Origin of the sequence: Burkholderia sp. F1 (assembly GCF_050813845.1) — a bacterium.
Lineage (GTDB): Bacteria > Pseudomonadota > Gammaproteobacteria > Burkholderiales > Burkholderiaceae > Burkholderia > Burkholderia ubonensis.
This window is the reverse complement of sequence record NZ_CP172421.1, coordinates 3,609,178-3,623,962: the sequence shown is the minus strand read 5'-3', so window position 1 is coordinate 3,623,962 and position 14,785 is coordinate 3,609,178. Positions and strand designations below refer to the sequence as shown.

Annotated in this window: 16 protein-coding genes and 1 tRNA gene; 6 read left to right on the top strand and 11 right to left on the bottom strand. The window is 67.9% G+C overall.

What is annotated here, in order from left to right:
- Nucleotides 1-70: 70 nt before the first annotated feature.
- Nucleotides 71-1,054: a DNA-binding protein YbiB gene (ybiB, locus tag ACFIMZ_RS17095; RefSeq protein ID WP_431820540.1), complete on the bottom strand. Its 984-nt coding sequence runs from the start codon at nt 1,052-1,054 to the stop codon at nt 71-73.
- A 237-nt stretch (nt 1,055-1,291) separates the two neighbouring features.
- On the opposite strand from ybiB, the gene maiA reads away from it, so the two are divergent.
- Nucleotides 1,292-1,936 (top strand): maleylacetoacetate isomerase, encoded by a 645-nt coding sequence (gene maiA / locus ACFIMZ_RS17090; RefSeq protein ID WP_431820539.1) that lies wholly within the window; start codon nt 1,292-1,294, stop codon nt 1,934-1,936.
- Nucleotides 1,937-2,001: 65 nt separating this feature from the next.
- Here the strand turns inward: maiA and ftsY are convergent, their stop codons facing one another.
- Entirely contained in the window at nt 2,002-3,174 is a 1,173-nt protein-coding gene (gene ftsY, locus ACFIMZ_RS17085; protein ID WP_431820538.1) for a signal recognition particle-docking protein FtsY, read from the bottom strand.
- 202 nt (nt 3,175-3,376) lie between these two features.
- On the opposite strand from ftsY, the gene rsmD reads away from it, so the two are divergent.
- The 3 genes from rsmD (at nt 3,377) to ACFIMZ_RS17070 (ending at nt 4,932) form a co-directional block, all read left to right on the top strand.
- A complete protein-coding gene (rsmD, locus tag ACFIMZ_RS17080; RefSeq protein ID WP_431820537.1) occupies nt 3,377-3,991 on the top strand; it encodes a 16S rRNA (guanine(966)-N(2))-methyltransferase RsmD in 615 nt (204 codons plus the stop codon).
- 111 nt (nt 3,992-4,102) lie between these two features.
- Nucleotides 4,103-4,603, top strand: a complete 501-nt coding sequence (coaD, locus tag ACFIMZ_RS17075; protein ID WP_431820536.1) for a pantetheine-phosphate adenylyltransferase — start codon at nt 4,103-4,105, stop codon at nt 4,601-4,603.
- Nucleotides 4,604-4,662: 59 nt separating this feature from the next.
- The gene (locus ACFIMZ_RS17070; protein WP_010090650.1) at nt 4,663-4,932 is read left to right on the top strand and encodes a YfhL family 4Fe-4S dicluster ferredoxin; all 270 of its coding nucleotides are present in this window, start codon (nt 4,663-4,665) and stop codon (nt 4,930-4,932) included.
- Between the two features lie 41 nt (nt 4,933-4,973).
- Here the strand turns inward: ACFIMZ_RS17070 and hisC are convergent, their stop codons facing one another.
- The 8 genes from hisC to ACFIMZ_RS17030 all read right to left on the bottom strand — a co-directional run bounded on the left by hisC (nt 4,974) and on the right by ACFIMZ_RS17030 (nt 12,064).
- The gene (gene hisC, locus ACFIMZ_RS17065; protein WP_431820535.1) at nt 4,974-6,041 is read right to left on the bottom strand and encodes a histidinol-phosphate transaminase; all 1,068 of its coding nucleotides are present in this window, start codon (nt 6,039-6,041) and stop codon (nt 4,974-4,976) included.
- 58 nt (nt 6,042-6,099) lie between these two features.
- Nucleotides 6,100-6,702, bottom strand: a complete 603-nt coding sequence (pth, locus tag ACFIMZ_RS17060; protein ID WP_042586348.1) for an aminoacyl-tRNA hydrolase — start codon at nt 6,700-6,702, stop codon at nt 6,100-6,102.
- Nucleotides 6,703-6,810: 108 nt separating this feature from the next.
- On the bottom strand, nt 6,811-7,416 hold the full coding sequence (locus ACFIMZ_RS17055; RefSeq protein ID WP_431820534.1) for a 50S ribosomal protein L25/general stress protein Ctc: 606 nt from the start codon (nt 7,414-7,416) through the stop codon (nt 6,811-6,813).
- A gap of 160 nt (nt 7,417-7,576) precedes the next feature.
- Nucleotides 7,577-8,533 (bottom strand): ribose-phosphate pyrophosphokinase, encoded by a 957-nt coding sequence (locus tag ACFIMZ_RS17050; RefSeq protein ID WP_084906715.1) that lies wholly within the window; start codon nt 8,531-8,533, stop codon nt 7,577-7,579.
- Between the two features lie 45 nt (nt 8,534-8,578).
- Nucleotides 8,579-8,655: transfer RNA gene (locus tag ACFIMZ_RS17045), tRNA-Gln, on the bottom strand.
- A 52-nt stretch (nt 8,656-8,707) separates the two neighbouring features.
- Entirely contained in the window at nt 8,708-9,589 is an 882-nt protein-coding gene (gene ispE / locus ACFIMZ_RS17040) for a 4-(cytidine 5'-diphospho)-2-C-methyl-D-erythritol kinase (RefSeq protein ID WP_431820533.1), read from the bottom strand.
- Between the two features lie 31 nt (nt 9,590-9,620).
- Entirely contained in the window at nt 9,621-10,238 is a 618-nt protein-coding gene (gene lolB / locus ACFIMZ_RS17035) for a lipoprotein insertase outer membrane protein LolB (protein ID WP_431820532.1), read from the bottom strand.
- Entirely contained in the window at nt 10,238-12,064 is a 1,827-nt protein-coding gene (locus tag ACFIMZ_RS17030; RefSeq protein ID WP_431820531.1) for a tetratricopeptide repeat protein, read from the bottom strand. The genes lolB and ACFIMZ_RS17030 overlap by 1 nt, the downstream gene beginning before the upstream one ends.
- Nucleotides 12,065-12,151: 87 nt before the next feature.
- Between ACFIMZ_RS17030 and mutM the strand changes: the two genes are divergently transcribed.
- Nucleotides 12,152-12,982 carry a bifunctional DNA-formamidopyrimidine glycosylase/DNA-(apurinic or apyrimidinic site) lyase gene (gene mutM / locus ACFIMZ_RS17025; protein ID WP_431820530.1) on the top strand — a complete coding sequence of 277 codons (831 nt, stop codon included), beginning with the start codon at nt 12,152-12,154 and terminating at the stop codon, nt 12,980-12,982.
- Nucleotides 12,983-13,006: 24 nt separating this feature from the next.
- Entirely contained in the window at nt 13,007-14,113 is a 1,107-nt protein-coding gene (gene mutY / locus ACFIMZ_RS17020; protein ID WP_431820529.1) for an A/G-specific adenine glycosylase, read from the top strand.
- A 27-nt stretch (nt 14,114-14,140) separates the two neighbouring features.
- On the opposite strand, the gene ACFIMZ_RS17015 is transcribed toward mutY, so the two are convergent.
- Complete coding sequence (locus ACFIMZ_RS17015; RefSeq protein ID WP_076480349.1) at nt 14,141-14,779, bottom strand: LON peptidase substrate-binding domain-containing protein; 639 nt, start codon at nt 14,777-14,779, stop codon at nt 14,141-14,143.
- Nucleotides 14,780-14,785 lie beyond the last annotated feature (6 nt).

Below are 14,785 nucleotides of genomic sequence, written 5' to 3'. Positions count from 1 at the left end.
CGGGGGCGGCGGTGGCGCCACGCGCCCGGCGCGCCGGCACGAAGCCGCGCGCCGAGGCGCAGGCACGGACTCACGCGCCGATGCGCGCGATCCGCACGATCGTGTCAACCTGCCGCGCGACCGTATCAGGCACCGGCATCTCGCCGCGCAGCACGGCGTCCGTCCAGGCCGCGGTCGTGGCTGCGTCGCGCGATTCCGGCAGCGCGACGGGCGGCGCGTCGGCCGACGAGCGCTCCGCTTCGATCAGCGTGTCGCAGACGCCGTCATGCAGCCAGTCGACCTGCACCTGGCGCCGCGTGTCGGCGACCGCCTCGCCTTCGGTGCCGCGTGCGAGCAACGCGCCGCCCAGCGCCGCGTCCGGATGGTCGCGGAACAGCTGCGCGAGACTGTCGCGGTACGGCGGATGCGTGTAGTTGACGAGCCGCAGGCCGGCGGGCGCGAACGGCTGCAGGATCTTCACGAGCGTATGCGTCGAGTTGCGCACGCCGAGCACGCTGCGCATCGCCAGCAGGCGCGCGAGCTGCGGCGCGAGCGTGTCGATCGGCGCGAACGCGACGCGGCGTTCGGCGAGCATGTCCTCGATTCCGTCGTGCGACGCCGACGGCGCGATCGACAGCGCATCGAAGATCTCGGCGCTCGTCACGCGGCCCGGGTCGCGCGTGACGCCGTGCACGAGCACCGGCACGCCTTCGCGCGCGAGCAGGAGCGCGAGCAGCGGCACGAGGTTCGGCTGCTTGCGTGCGCCGTTGTAGCTCGGGATCGACACCGCGCGGAACGCGCCGTCGCGCGCGTGCACGGGCTCGAACGACGCGTGCGCGGCGGCCAGCATCGCGGCCAGCTCGTCGGCGGTCTCGCCCTTCAGGCGATACGCGATCAGGATCGCGCCGAGTTCGAGGTCCGACACGCGCGCGTCCAGCATCGCCCGATACAGCTCGAAGGTGTCTTCGGCGGACAGTGCGCGCGCACCATGCGGGCCGCGCCCGATTTCCTTGATGAAGCGGGCGCTGTGGAACGGCTCGGCCGGGCGTGCGGCGGGATCGTGGGAAGCGGTCATCGAAGCGGGGTGGGGCGGCCGGCGTCGGGGCCGCGCATCTGATGTGAGGAACCTTCCCAGTATCGCATGTGCGCGGATCCGGCAAGCGCGGGGGCGCGGCGCCGCGCGCTACACTGATGCATCCGGCGCCGCGTGCGTCGGCCCCTGGCGGCCGGCCCGCTGCGTGCTGCCCGTGCCGCGCACGCCGGTTTCCGGCCTGCGCGTTCGCCGGCCGATCATGACAACGAGAGACATCCGATGAAGCTTTACAGCTATTTCCGCAGTTCCGCGTCGTATCGCGTGCGGATCGCGCTGCACCTGAAGCAGCTGCCGTTCGACTACATGCCGGTGCACCTGCTGCGCGACGGCGGCCAGCAACTGAAGGACGAATATCGCACGCTGAGCCCGGATTCGCTGGTGCCGACGCTCGTCGACGGCGACGCGGCGCTGCAGCAGTCGCTCGCGATCGTCGAGTACCTGGACGAGACCCACCCCGAGCCGCCGCTGCTGCCGAAAGAGCCGATCGACCGCGCGTACGTGCGGTCGATCGCGCTGCAGATCGCGTGCGAGATCCACCCGCTCAACAACCTGCGCGTGCTGAAGTACCTGAAGCACATGCTCCAGGTGCCGGAAGAGGCGAAGAACGACTGGTACCGCCACTGGATCGAGGCTGGGTTCGAGACGCTGGAAGCGCGCCTCGCGAACGATCCGCGCACCGGCAAGCTGTGCTTCGGCGACACGCCGACGCTCGCCGACATCTGCGTCGTGCCGCAGGTGTTCAACGCGAATCGCTTCGCGATCGACACGTCGCGCTTCCCGACGATCCAGCGGATCCACGATCATGCGATGACGCTCGACGCGTTCAAGGCGGCTGCGCCCGGCGCGCAGCCCGACGCCGAGTGAGGTAATGCCGGCCGCATGAAAAAGAGCGCCCGAGGGCGCCCTTTGTACGGGACGGTGCGCGGCGTTCAGCCGAGCAGCGCGTCGGCGAATTCCACTGCGCTGAACGGCTGCAGGTCCTCGACCTTCTCGCCGACGCCGATGAAGTAGACGGGCACCGGGCGCTGCCGCGCGATCGCGGCGAGGATGCCGCCCTTCGCGGTGCCGTCGAGCTTCGTGACGATGAGGCCGGTCAGGCCGAGCGCGTCGTCGAACGCCTTCACCTGCGTGAGCGCGTTCTGGCCCGTGTTCGCGTCGATCACGAGCAGCACTTCGTGCGGCGCGCCGTCGTGCGCCTTCGAGATCACGCGCTTCACCTTCTTCAGCTCTTCCATCAGGTGCAGCTGCGTCGGCAGGCGGCCGGCGGTGTCGGCCATCATCACGTCGATGCCGCGCGCGCGCGCGGCGCTGACCGCGTCGAAGATCACTGCGGCCGGATCGCCGCTTTCCTGCTGCACGACCGTCACGTTGTTGCGCTCGCCCCAGATCGTCAGCTGTTCGCGGGCGGCCGCGCGGAACGTGTCGCCCGCGGCCAGCAGCACCGACTGGTCGAAGCTCTGCAGGTGCTTGGCGAGCTTGCCGATGCTGGTCGTCTTGCCGGCGCCGTTGACGCCCGCGATCATCATCACGAGCGGCTGCGCGCGGCCGAGCATCAGCGATTTCTCGAGCGGCTTCAGCAGGTCGACGAGCAGGTCGTGCAGCGCGGTCTTGACCTGCTGCGGATCGGTGAGCCGGTTCGTGCGCACTTTCTCGCGCAGCGCGTCGAGCAGGTATTCGGTCGCGTCGACGCCCGCGTCGGACATCAGCAGCGCGGTCTCGAGCTCCTCGTACAGGTCCTCGTCGATCTTCGTGCTGACGAACACGCCGGTGATGCTCGAGCTGGTCTTCGCGAGCCCGGACTTCAGGCGCGCGAGCCACGATTTCTTCGCGTTGGGCTCCGCCACGGGCGGCGGGACGATCTCGACCGTCTCGACGACCTCGCCGCGGCCGCCGTCGGCCGGGGTGACCGTCATCACGACAGCGGGCGCGGCCGGTTGCGGCGCCGCGCCGCTGGTCGGGGGCGCGGATTCGCGCGGGGCCGGCGCCGGCTGCGGCGCGGGTGCATCGGCGGGCTGCGCGTCCGCCTGCGGCTCGGCGGCCGACGGCGCTTCCGCGGGCGTCGGCTCCTGCGTTTTCTTGAATCGTTTGAAGAAACTGAACATGGTCTGGCGTCGGGAAGAGGGCGGTCCGTCGCCGCTGAAGGCGCGGACTGCGTGCGGGCTGCCGCGCGCGACAGCCGAAACGTCGCATTTTATCAGGCGCAGCGCGGTGCTCGCGCCAGCGCGCGCCGCCGCTGTGGTAACGTGCGCCTGTTTGGCGGCGCGCCCTGCGCGCGCCCGGTCCTCCGTTCGATATTCCTCCCGTATGTCCCGTTCATCCTCCGGCCGCTCGGCGGCCCCCACCAGCCGCGGCAAGCCGCATACGATCCGCATCATCGGCGGCGACTGGAAACGCACGCCGCTCGCGGTGCTGGATCTCGACGGCCTGCGCCCGACGCCCGACCGCGTCCGCGAGACGCTGTTCAACTGGCTCGGCCAGGACCTCGACGGGCAGCGCTGCCTCGACCTGTTCGCCGGCACCGGCGCGCTCGGCTTCGAGGCCGCATCGCGCGGCGCGGCGAGCGTCGTGATGGTCGAGCGCCATCCGCGCGCGGCGCAGCAGCTGCGCGCGATCCGGGACAAGCTCGGCGCGCGCACGGTCGAGGTCGCGGAGGCCGATGCGCTGCGGCTCGCGGCCGGCCTTGCGCCGGGCGCGTTCGACGTCGTGTTCCTCGATCCGCCGTTCGGCGACGCCGCCGTGCTCGCGCGCGCGATCGCGCTCACCGCGCCGCTGGTGGCGCCGGGCGGCGTGCTGTACGTCGAGACGGGCGCGGAACTCGACCCCGCCGCGCACGACGCGCTCGCCGGCTGGGAGATTGCGAAGCATGGCAAGGCGGGGGCGGTGCACTATCATTTGCTGCGACGCGAAAATGATGAATAATGCGCGTTCCAAGCGAGGCGGCGAGCCGGAACGGCGACGTTTGCCCATCTCGGCAGTGGCGTGCGCGTCGCACGGCTGCACCCCCATTTGCGTGATGACAGGAGGAGCGACATGGTAGTCGCCGTGTATCCGGGTACGTTCGATCCGCTGACGCGTGGCCACGAAGATCTCGTGCGGCGCGCGTCGAGCATTTTTGATACGCTGGTTGTCGGCGTCGCCGACAGCCGCGCGAAAAAGCCGTTCTTCTCGCTGGAGGAACGTCTGGAGATTGCGAACGAGGTGCTCGGCCATTACCCGAACGTGAAGGTGATGGGCTTCACCGGCCTGCTGAAGGATTTCGTCCGCACCAACAACGCGCGGGTGATCGTGCGCGGCCTGCGTGCGGTGTCCGATTTCGAATACGAATTCCAGATGGCGGGGATGAACCGCTATCTGCTGCCGGACGTCGAGACGATGTTCATGACGCCGTCCGATCAGTACCAGTTCATTTCCGGGACGATCGTGCGCGAAATCGCCCAGTTGGGTGGAGATGTCAGCAAGTTCGTGTTCCCGTCGGTCGAGAAGTGGCTGACGGAAAAAGTGGCCGCAATGGGCCAGGGCCCGGCCGAGTGATTCGGCGCCGGCCGGTTTCTCCCCGAAGCCGGCCGCTGGCCTGAGCAAGTGAGATCAGTATGGCTTTGATGATTACCGACGAGTGCATCAATTGCGACGTGTGCGAGCCTGAGTGCCCGAACGGCGCGATTTCGATGGGCCCGGAAATCTACGTGATCGACCCAGGCAAGTGCACCGAGTGCGTCGGCCATTTCGACGAGCCGCAGTGCCAGCAGGTGTGTCCGGTCGAATGCATCCCGCGCGATCCGCAGCATGCGGAAACGCACGCGCAGTTGATGGAGAAGTACCACGCGCTGATCGCCGCGAAGGGCGACGACGCGCAGCAGTGACGCAATGAAGGGCCGGGCGGCGCGTGCCGCCCGCGCCGTTTTCAGCCCAGCAGGTCGCGCAGCGCCGCGACGAGCGCGTCGCACTCGGCATCGGTGCCGACGGTGATGCGCAGATGCTGGTCGATCCGCGGCAGCTTGAAGTGCCGCACGAAAATCTCCCGTTCCTTGAGCCGTGTCGCCAGCGTGGCCGCGTCGTGCGCCGGATGGCGCGCGAACACGAAATTCGCGGCCGACGGCACGACGTCGAATCCCATTGCTTCCAGCGCCTGCGTGAGCCGTGTGCGGCTGTCGATCACGCGCCGGCACGTCGCGTCGAAGTACGCGTCGTCCTCGTAGGCGGCGCGCGCCGCGACCTGCGCGAGGCGGTCGAGCGGGTACGAGTTGAAGCTGTCCTTCACGCGGTTGAGCGCGTCGATCAGGCCGGCATCGCCGAACGCGAAGCCGACCCGCATCCCTGCGAGCGAGCGGGCCTTCGACGTCGTATGGACGACCAGCAGGTTCGGATAGCGGTCGATCAGCGAGATTGCCGACTGCGCGCCGAAATCCACATACGCCTCGTCGATGACGACTGCCGACGACGGGTTCGCGGCGGCGATCCGCTCGATGTCCGCGAGCGGCAGTGCGCGGCCCGTCGGCGCGTTCGGGTTCGGGAACAGCACGCAGCCCGCGTCGTCGAGGTAGTCGTCGACGCGGATCGAGAAATCGTCGGCGAGCGGCAGTGTCGCGTATGGCACGCCGTACAGCCGCGCATAGGTCGGATAGAAGCTGTACGTGATGTCGGGGAAGCGCAGCGGCCGGTCGTGCTTGAGCAGCGCCTGGAACGTGTGCGCGAGCACTTCGTCGGAGCCGTTGCCGACGAACACCTGGTCCGGCGCGATGCGGTGACGGGCGGCGACCGTCTCGCGCAGCTGGCGCGCGAGCGGATCGGGATAGCGGCGCAGCGTGTCGCCGGTCTCGCCGAGTTCGTGCGCGATCGCCGCGACGACGCGCGGCGAAGGCGGATAGGGATTCTCATTGGTGTTCAGCTTGACCGGATGCGCGAGTGCGGGCTGTTCGCCCGGCACGTAGGGCACGAGTTGCTGAACGACGTCGCTCCAGTAACGGCTCACCGCTTGGCTCCTGACGGGTAAAACGACGAGATTACCTCATGCGCGGCAAGCGGTGCGTTCAGCCGTTGCGATGCAGCAGCATCGTCGCGCGGTCGAGCTCGCCCTTGACGACCATCGGCATCACGGCGAGCGCACGCTCGATCGACGCGTCGATCACGTCCTGCTCCTCGCGGCGCGGCGGCTTCAGCACGAAATTCGCGACGTCCGGCTTCGCGCCGGCGCGCGCGCTTTCGGGGATCAGGTCGCGCGGGTGGCCGATGCCGATCCGCAGCCGCCAGTACTGCTGCGACGACAGGTGCGCGGAAATGTCCTTCAGGCCGTTGTGGCCGCCGCTGCCGCCGCCGCGCTTCAGCTTGACGGTGCCGGGCGGCAGGTCGAGCTCGTCGTGCGCGACGAGAATCTGGTCGGGCAGGATCTTGAAGAATTGCGCGAGCGCGACGACCGACTGGCCGGAGCGGTTCATGTACGTCTGCGGCTCGAGCAGATGCACCTCCTCGCCGTGCAGGCGGGCCTTCGCGTAGAAGCCGTGGAAGCGGCGCTCGTCGCGCAGCGTGGCGCCCGCTTCGCGGGCCAGCTGGTCGATCAGCCAGAAGCCGGCGTTGTGGCGCGTCGCGGTGTATTCCGCCCCGGGATTGCCGAGGCCGACGATCAGTTTGATCATGACGTTTCGATGGCGGCGGCAAGCCGCCTGGGCGCAAAAAAGAAAAACCCGCCGGGCAAGCCGCGGCGGGTTGCGTCGACCGTTTCGGAAAACGGATCGAAAGGGCGCTTAGGCAGCCGGCGTTTCGCCTTCAGCCGCGTCCGACACGGCGCCAGCCGGCAGAGCTGCCGACGCGACGACCGGGTTTTCAGCGTCGACGTGCGAGGTCAGCGCGACGCCCTTCGGCAGCACGATGTCCTTTGCGTGCAGCGACTGGCCCGCTTCGATCTTCGACAGGTCGATTTCGACGAATTCCGGCAGGTCGGCCGGCAGGCACTCGACTTCGATTTCCGTCACGACGTGCGCGATGATCGCGCTTGCCAGCTTCACGGCCGGGCTCGTTTCGGCGTTCACGAAGTGAACCGGCACCTTCGTGTGCAGCTTCTTCTTCGCGTCGACGCGCTGGAAGTCCACGTGCAGCACGAGTTGCTTGAACGGGTGATACTGAACGTCACGCAGCAGGACTTGCTGCGATGCGCCGGCCACTTCGAGGTCGAGGATCGACGAGTGGAAGGCTTCCTTCTTCAGCGCGTGCCACAGGGCGTTGTGATCGAGTTCGATCATTTGCGGGGCTGCTTCGCCACCGTAGACGATACCCGTGGTCTTACCAGCGTTGCGCAGGCGGCGGCTCGCACCCGTACCTTGCTGTTGGCGCTCGAAAGCGACGACTTTCATGTGATTCTCCATGTGCTGCCCGCGACCAGGCAGTAAGACGGGCCGTCATAACGGCAGCCCCTGATGAAACGGCCGGGTTTCGTACGTCCCGGCCGATTGTGCAAAAAGCGAAGCGCTGCCGCTTCGCTTTCTGCGCATGCTTTGCTTGTCGGTATCCCGATCAGGATTCCGCGAACAGCGACATCACCGAATCGCCGCGGCGGATCCGCGAGAACGTCTCGGCCAGAAGGCTCGCGCTCGTCAGCGAGCGGATCTTCGAGCAGGCCAGCGATTCTGCGGACAGCGGGATCGTGTCGGTGACGACCAGCTCGTCGAGCGCCGATGCGGCGATGCGCTCGGCGGCGCCACCCGACAGCACCGGGTGCGTCGCATACGCGAACACCTGCTTCGCGCCGCGATCCTTCAGTACTTGCGCGGCCTTGCAGAGCGTGCCGGCGGTGTCGACCATGTCGTCCATGATCACGCAGGTGCGGCCTTCGACTTCACCGATGATGTTCATCACTTCGGCGACGTTCGCCTTCGGGCGACGCTTGTCGATGATCGCGAGATCGCAGTTGAGCTGCTTCGCGAGCGCACGGGCGCGGACCACGCCGCCGACGTCCGGCGACACGACGAGCAGATCCGAGTAGTTCTGCTTGCGCAGGTCACCCAGCAGGATCGGCGTCGCGTAGATGTTGTCGACCGGAATGTCGAAGAAGCCCTGAATCTGGTCGGCGTGCAGATCCATCGTGATGATCCGCTCGACGCCGGCGATTTCCAGCATGTTTGCGACGATCTTCGCCGAGATTGCGACGCGCGCCGAACGCGGGCGGCGATCCTGGCGGGCGTAGCCGAAGTAGGGGATGGCTGCGGTGATCCGGCCGGCGGATGCGCGCTTGAGCGCATCGACCATGATCATCAGTTCCATCAGGTTGTCGTTGGTCGGCGCGCACGTGGATTGCAGGACAAAGACGTCCTTGCCGCGCACGTTTTCCTGGATCTCGACCTGAATCTCGCCGTCGGAGAAACGGCTGACCATTGCCTTGCCGAGGGGGATACCAAGGATATTGACGACTTCCTGAGCAAGCGCGGGATTCGCGTTGCCAGTAAAAACCATCAGGCCGTCATGGCTGCTCATCATGCACCTGCTTCGGGCTTGGGCGGGAAAATGCGGGAAAATTTTTGGCAGGGGAGGAAGGACTCGAACCCTCGCATGCCGGAATCAAAATCCGGTGCCTTGACCAACTTGGCGACTCCCCTACACTTAACTGATAACTTCACCGGACTGTAGGTCATCCGACAAAGTAAAACTTCATGACGCGAAAGCGAAGAGCGGATGCTCGTTCAAGCTCTCGGCAACTGCACCGTTCCAACCGGCGGGCAGCTTGGCTTTCACCGCTTCTGCCTCGTGCTTGCTGCGAAACACTGCAAACACGCTTGCTCCGGAGCCGGTCATCCTCGCGGGGGTCACATCATACAACCATTTGACCACCTGCGCAACTTCCGCGTACTTACTTGTCACAACTTGCTGCATGTCATTCCGACCGAAACTGTCTGGCCATCCTGCGTCGCTGCTTTGTCGTGCAAGAAAGTCTGTAATTGTGACTGGCTTTGAATCTCTTGTCAACAACTCATCTGAAAATATTTCAGCGGTCGGGACATGAACGCTTGGCGTCACAACCAAGAACCAGCGAGTCGGCAATTGTACCTCAGCTAATTCTTCTCCGATACCCTCTGCGAACGCATTTTTTCCAAAAATAAAAAACGGCACGTCCGCGCCGAGTTTCACCGCGAGCGATTGCAATTCCGCGCGCGGCAGATTCAGCTGCCACAGACGGTTCAGCGCGAGCAGCGTCGTCGCCGCGTCGGAGCTGCCGCCGCCGAGACCCGCGCCCATCGGCAAGCGCTTGTCGATCTCGATGTCGACGCCGGCCGTCGTGCCCGTGTGCGCCTTCAGCAGGTTGGCGGCGCGCACGACGAGGTCGCTTTCCTCGGGCACGCCCGGCACGTCGGTCGCGCGCGCGACCTTGCCGTCGTCGCGCAGCGTGAAGTGCAGCGTGTCGCCCCAGTTCAGCAGCTGGAACACGCTCTGCAGGTCGTGATAACCGTTCGGGCGGCGGCCGGTGATGTGCAGGAACAGGTTGAGTTTCGCGGGCGCAAGGCAATTGCGCAGCGAGCGGGTCGAGTCGGTCATGCTGGTGTCGTGTCAGGCTAGGCGCGCGTGCTCACTGGTCGAGCACGAGCTTGATGTCGAGCGGCGGCGTCGCGCGCACGAGGTTCACGCGCTTGACGCCGGTGGCCGGCGCATCCGCGTACGAGAGGTAATCGATCGTCCAGCCGTCCTGGCGGATCTGCTTGATGCGGGCGCCGTCTTCGGCGTCGCGCACGGTCGCGGCCGGCGAGGCGGGGGCGGGCGTCGGCTGCAGCCAGTAGCGCAGCCCGGCGAGCGGCAGCGAAAAGCCGAGCGTGTTCTGCATCAGCTGGTCGACGTCCGTTGCGAACTGCGGCTGGCGGTTCGGCAACTCGAGCGACGCCGTGCTCGGCGACGACTTCACGATCGCGAGCGTCTGGCCGAGCGGGCTGCGCAGTTCGAGCGATACGTCGTCGCCGCGCTCCTGCCAGTCGAAGTTGCCGTACACGTTCTGCTGCCTGCCGAGGCGGTCGTTGTACTGCACCGCGAAGCGGCCGTGATAGGCGTGCGTCGCGGCGGTCTGCAGCACACCGCCCGGCGCGCTCGCCGACGGCGGCGTGCTCGCGCAGCCGGCGAGCGCAAGCGCAGCGCCCGCCGCGGCGATGCCGCGCGCCGCGCGTGAGGACAGGGAAAACATCCGGGCCATCCGCATCAGAGGCCGTTGATCTGGAGGCGCTTGAGCGTCTGCACGAGCGTGTCGTTGTCCGGTTCGAGCTTCTGCGCCGCGCGCCACGCGGTGCGTGCCTCGTCCTGCGCGCCGCTCTTCCACAGCACCTCGCCGAGATGCGCGCCGATTTCGGCGTTCGGCTGCAGGTCGTACGCGCGCCGCAGAACCTTCGTCGCGCCGGCGGTGTCGCCCATCCGGAATTTCACCCAGCCGAGGCTGTCCATGATGTACGCGTCGTTCGGCGCGAGCGCGACGGCCTTCTCGATCAGCTTGCTGGCTTCCGGCAGGCGCTGGTTGCGGTCGGCGAGCGAATAGCCGAGCGCGTTGTACGCCTGCGGGTTGTCGGGCTGCGTACGGATCAGTTCGCGCAGCTGCTTTTCCATCGTCGTGTAGTGGCCGGTCTTCTCGGCCGCCATCGCGTAGTCGTAGCGCAGGTCCGGATCGTCCGGGAAATCGTCGACGGCTCGCGACAGGCGCGTCTCCGCTTCGCCGTAGCGCTTCGCGGTGAACAGGATCGACGCGTCGGTGCGCGCGATCACGGCGGCGTCGCGCGGATCGTTGACCGGCAGGTTGTCGAGCACCTTGCGCGCTTCGTCGGTCTTGCCCTGTTTCTGCAGCAGCTGCGCGCGCGTGATCTGCGCGGGCAGGTAGTGCTGGCTCGTCTGGTCGACCTTGTCGAGCCATTGCGACGCGGCCGCGTCGTTGCCCTGGTCGATCGCGATCTGGGCGAGGTAGATGTAGCCCTGGCCGACGTCGGCGTTCGGCTGCTTCCCGCCGAGCTGCACGTACTGCTTCAGGTAGGACGTCGCGTCATCGAGCTTCTTCTGCTGGATCTTGATCAGCGCGAGCGCCATCAGCGGCGTCGGATCCTTCGAGTCGAGCTTGCGCATCGTCTCGAACTGCTTCTGCGCGTCGTCGAGGCGTTCGTCCGCGAGATACAGCTGCGACAGCGCGAGCCGCGCGTCGCGCGACTTCGGATTCTGCTGAACATACTTCTCGAACGACGCGATGCCGGCCGCGCGCTCCGCAGGGCCCATCTGCGACAGCATCAGCGCCGCGGGCAGGTAGTCCGGCCGGATCTGCAGCGCCTGTTTCAGCGATTGCGCGGCGCCGTCCTTGTCGTCGATGGCGAGCTGCTGGCGGGCGATCGCGAGTTGCGCTTCCGGGCGGTTCATGTCGTTCTTCAGCATGTCCCGCAGCACCGCGAGGCCGCCGACGCGGTCGGCGCCGCGCGCGAGCAGCGCCTGCAGCGCGAGGATCGCGGGGCCGCGCGTGTCGCCGGTCGCGCGCGCGAGTTCGCGCGCGAGCATCGGCTGCGCGTCGGCCGGCTTGCCGGCGAGCACCAGCAGCGCGGCGTCGACCTGTGACGCGCGATTCGAATCCGGCGCGTACTCGCGCCACAGGTTCGCCGCGGACAGCGCATCGGCGGGGCTCTGCGCGGCGAGCGCGATTTCGGTCGCACGCTGCGCCATGCGCGGGTCGCGCGTGTCGCGCGCGAGCGCGAGATAGGTCTGGAAGGCCGGCGCGGGCTGGTTGCGCTGGAGCGCCACTTCGGCGGCCAGCACCTGGTAGACGATCTGGCTCGTCAGCGGCACGCTCGGGAGATTCTTTTTCTCGTCCGGCAACACGTGGTCGAACGCGCCCTGCGGTTCGTCGTCGTCCGGCGCCGGCATCTGCGCATGGGCCGGAACGGCGGCGAAGGTCCATGCGACGATCAGCGCGGCGCCAAGCACGCGGCGGACCGGGAAGGCGCGCAAGCCGCGCGCGTCGGCGGCGGGGCGCTTCTGAAGCAGCTTCAAGGGCAGGGTCATGGAAATCCGTTCGATGTTTCGGTCGATTGTAACGCGCTCGCTACAATACACGCACAATCACGACTACCAGCTTGAGACCCGCAGAACATGCCAGAGTTGCCAGAAGTCGAAGTGACGCGCCGGGGTATCGAACCCTTTGTCGCGGGGCGGCGCGTCGAGCGCGTCGACGTCCGTACCGAGATGCTGCGCTGGCCGGTGCCGGCCGGGCTCGCGGAGCAGTTGCGCGCGCGCGAGGTGCTCGGCGTCGAGCGGCGCGGCAAGTACCTGCTGTTCGAGGTCGACGCCGGCTGGTTCATCGTGCATCTCGGCATGACGGGCACGCTGCGCGTGCTGCCGACCGCCGGCGCGCTGCCCGCCGCCGCGAAGCACGACCACATCGACTGGATCTTCGATGAATTCGTGCTGCGCTACCGCGATCCGCGCCGCTTCGGCGCCGTGCTGTGGCATCCGCGCGAGGCCGGCGACGTACACGCGCACCCGCTGCTCGCGAGCCTCGGCGTCGAACCGTTCTCGCCGGCCTTCAGCGGCGCGCTGCTCCATGCGCGCACGCGCGGGCGCACGGTGTCGGTGAAGCAGGCGCTGCTCGCGGGCGACATCGTCGTCGGCGTCGGCAACATCTATGCGTCGGAGAGCCTGTTCCGCGCCGGCATCCGGCCGACCACCGCCGCCGGGAAGGTGTCGCTGCCGCGTTACGAGCGGCTGGCCGATGCCGTGCGCGCGACGCTCGCCGACGCGATCGAGCGCGGCGGCAGCACGTTGCGCGATTTCGTCGGCAGCAACGGCGAGAGCGGCTACTTCCAGCTCGACTGCTTCGTCTACGATCGCGCGGGCCTGCCTTGCCGCGTGTGCGGCACGCCGATCCGGCAGATCGTGCAGGGCCAGCGGTCCACCTATTTCTGTCCGACGTGCCAGCGTTGAAACCTTTCGCCATTTTTTTTCATCTTGAAGCCGCCCCGTACCGCTCCCGCTCCGTTTCCCGTCACGCCGCTGCACCGCACGTTCGCCACGCGCCTGATCGCGTGGCAGCGCGCGCACGGACGCCACGACCTGCCGTGGCAGAACACGCGTGACCCATATCGCATCTGGCTGTCGGAAATCATGCTGCAGCAGACCCAGGTGTCGACCGTCGTGCCGTACTACCTGCGCTTTCTCGAGCGCTTCCCGGACGTCGCCGCGCTCGCCGCCGCGCCGGCCGACGACGTGATGGCGCTATGGGCGGGCCTCGGCTACTACTCGCGCGCGCGCAACCTGCACCGCTGCGCGCAGGTGGTGGCCGCCGACCATGGCAGCGCGTTCCCGGCGACGCCGGACGCGCTCGCCGAACTGCCCGGCATCGGCCGCTCGACCGCGGCGGCGATCGCGTCGTTCGCGTTCGGCGCGCACGCGACGATTCTCGACGGCAACGTGAAGCGCGTGCTCGCGCGGGTGTTCGGCGTCGAAGGCTTCCCGGGCGAGAAGCGCGTCGAGAACGACATGTGGGCGCTGGCCGAATCGCTGCTGCCCGATGCCGCGAATGCCGCTGACGTGAGCGCGTATACGCAGGGCCTGATGGATCTCGGCGCGACACTGTGCGTACGCGGCAAGCCGGATTGCGCGCGCTGCCCGTTCGCCGGCGATTGCGTCGCGCAGTCCACCGGCCGGCAGCGCGAGTTGCCGGCCGCGCGTCCGAAGAAGAAGGTGCCGACGCGCAAGACCTGGATGCTCGTGCTGCGCGACGGCGACGCGGTGCTGCTCGAGCGGCGGCCGCCGGCGGGCATCTGGGGCGGGTTGTGGAGCCTGCCGGAAGCCGACGGCGACGCCGCGCTTGCCGACCGCGCGCGCGGCTTGGGCGGCGGCGGGCCGGTGCCGCTCGCGTCGCTGACGCACACGTTCACGCATTTCAAGCTCGAGATCGAGCCGCGGCTGAGCGAAATGGGCGGGCGCGGCGACAGCGCCGTCGTCGCGCAGGACGCGCAAACCGCATGGGTGCCGCTGAGCGGACTCGACGCGTACGGCGTGCCCGCGCCGGTGCGCAAGCTGCTCGACGCGTTGAGCGGGTCGCTGCTGTAACTCGCGCGGAACGCGTGCGGCGGGCGGTCAGAGCCAGCCGTGCCGGTTCAGCACATGATGCACGGCGTCGATGCGCGCGCCGACGTCGGGAAACTCCATCAGCTTTTGCCGCGCGCGCAGATCGAGCGGCAGCAGTTCGGCGAGACGGTTCGACACCCAGCTCGGATCGTCGAGCCGGAACGGCTCGCAGAACGGCAGCTTGTCCGGCTCGTTCTTCTGCTTCAGCGCATCGATGATGCGCTCCAGCACCTCCGCGCACGCGCCGAACTGCGCGAGCGCCTGCTCGCCTTCGAGCGGAATGTCGTCGGGCAGCGGCTCCGCGATGCCGACGAGCAGCCCGTTCGCCTCGACGCGGTGCGACAGCAGTTCGAAGCGCTGCGTGCCGATCGCCTGCAGAAACAGCATCCCGAATTCGCCGGTGTCGCATTCGACGATGCGCGCCATGCAGCCGATCGTTTCCGGTACCGACACCGCGCCTTCCTGCGCGACTTCCGGTCCGCTCTTCAGCAGGCAGACGCCGAACGGCGCGTTGTCGCGCAGACACGCACGCGACATGTCGAGGTAGCGCGCCTCGAACACCTTGAGCGGCAGCAGCCCTCCGGGAAACAGCACCGTATGCAGCGGAAACAGCGGCAGGTCGAGCAGGGTGGTAGAGAGAGAGGACATGGCGCG

What these genes read in the sequence shown, in the direction of transcription:
- ybiB (WP_431820540.1), bottom strand. Translation starts at nt 1,054, where the DNA reads ATGACCGCTTCCCACGATCCCGCCGCACGCCCGGCCGAGCCGTTCCAC.
- maiA (WP_431820539.1), top strand. Translation starts at nt 1,292, where the DNA reads ATGAAGCTTTACAGCTATTTCCGCAGTTCCGCGTCGTATCGCGTGCGG.
- ftsY (WP_431820538.1), bottom strand. Translation starts at nt 3,174, where the DNA reads ATGTTCAGTTTCTTCAAACGATTCAAGAAAACGCAGGAGCCGACGCCC.
- rsmD (WP_431820537.1), top strand. Translation starts at nt 3,377, where the DNA reads ATGTCCCGTTCATCCTCCGGCCGCTCGGCGGCCCCCACCAGCCGCGGC.
- coaD (WP_431820536.1), top strand. Translation starts at nt 4,103, where the DNA reads ATGGTAGTCGCCGTGTATCCGGGTACGTTCGATCCGCTGACGCGTGGC.
- ACFIMZ_RS17070 (WP_010090650.1), top strand. Translation starts at nt 4,663, where the DNA reads ATGGCTTTGATGATTACCGACGAGTGCATCAATTGCGACGTGTGCGAG.
- pth (WP_042586348.1), bottom strand. Translation starts at nt 6,702, where the DNA reads ATGATCAAACTGATCGTCGGCCTCGGCAATCCCGGGGCGGAATACACC.
- ACFIMZ_RS17055 (WP_431820534.1), bottom strand. Translation starts at nt 7,416, where the DNA reads ATGAAAGTCGTCGCTTTCGAGCGCCAACAGCAAGGTACGGGTGCGAGC.
- ACFIMZ_RS17050 (WP_084906715.1), bottom strand. Translation starts at nt 8,533, where the DNA reads ATGAGCAGCCATGACGGCCTGATGGTTTTTACTGGCAACGCGAATCCC.
- ispE (WP_431820533.1), bottom strand. Translation starts at nt 9,589, where the DNA reads ATGACCGACTCGACCCGCTCGCTGCGCAATTGCCTTGCGCCCGCGAAA.
- lolB (WP_431820532.1), bottom strand. Translation starts at nt 10,238, where the DNA reads ATGCGGATGGCCCGGATGTTTTCCCTGTCCTCACGCGCGGCGCGCGGC.
- ACFIMZ_RS17030 (WP_431820531.1), bottom strand. Translation starts at nt 12,064, where the DNA reads ATGACCCTGCCCTTGAAGCTGCTTCAGAAGCGCCCCGCCGCCGACGCG.
- mutM (WP_431820530.1), top strand. Translation starts at nt 12,152, where the DNA reads ATGCCAGAGTTGCCAGAAGTCGAAGTGACGCGCCGGGGTATCGAACCC.
- ACFIMZ_RS17015 (WP_076480349.1), bottom strand. Translation starts at nt 14,779, where the DNA reads ATGTCCTCTCTCTCTACCACCCTGCTCGACCTGCCGCTGTTTCCGCTG.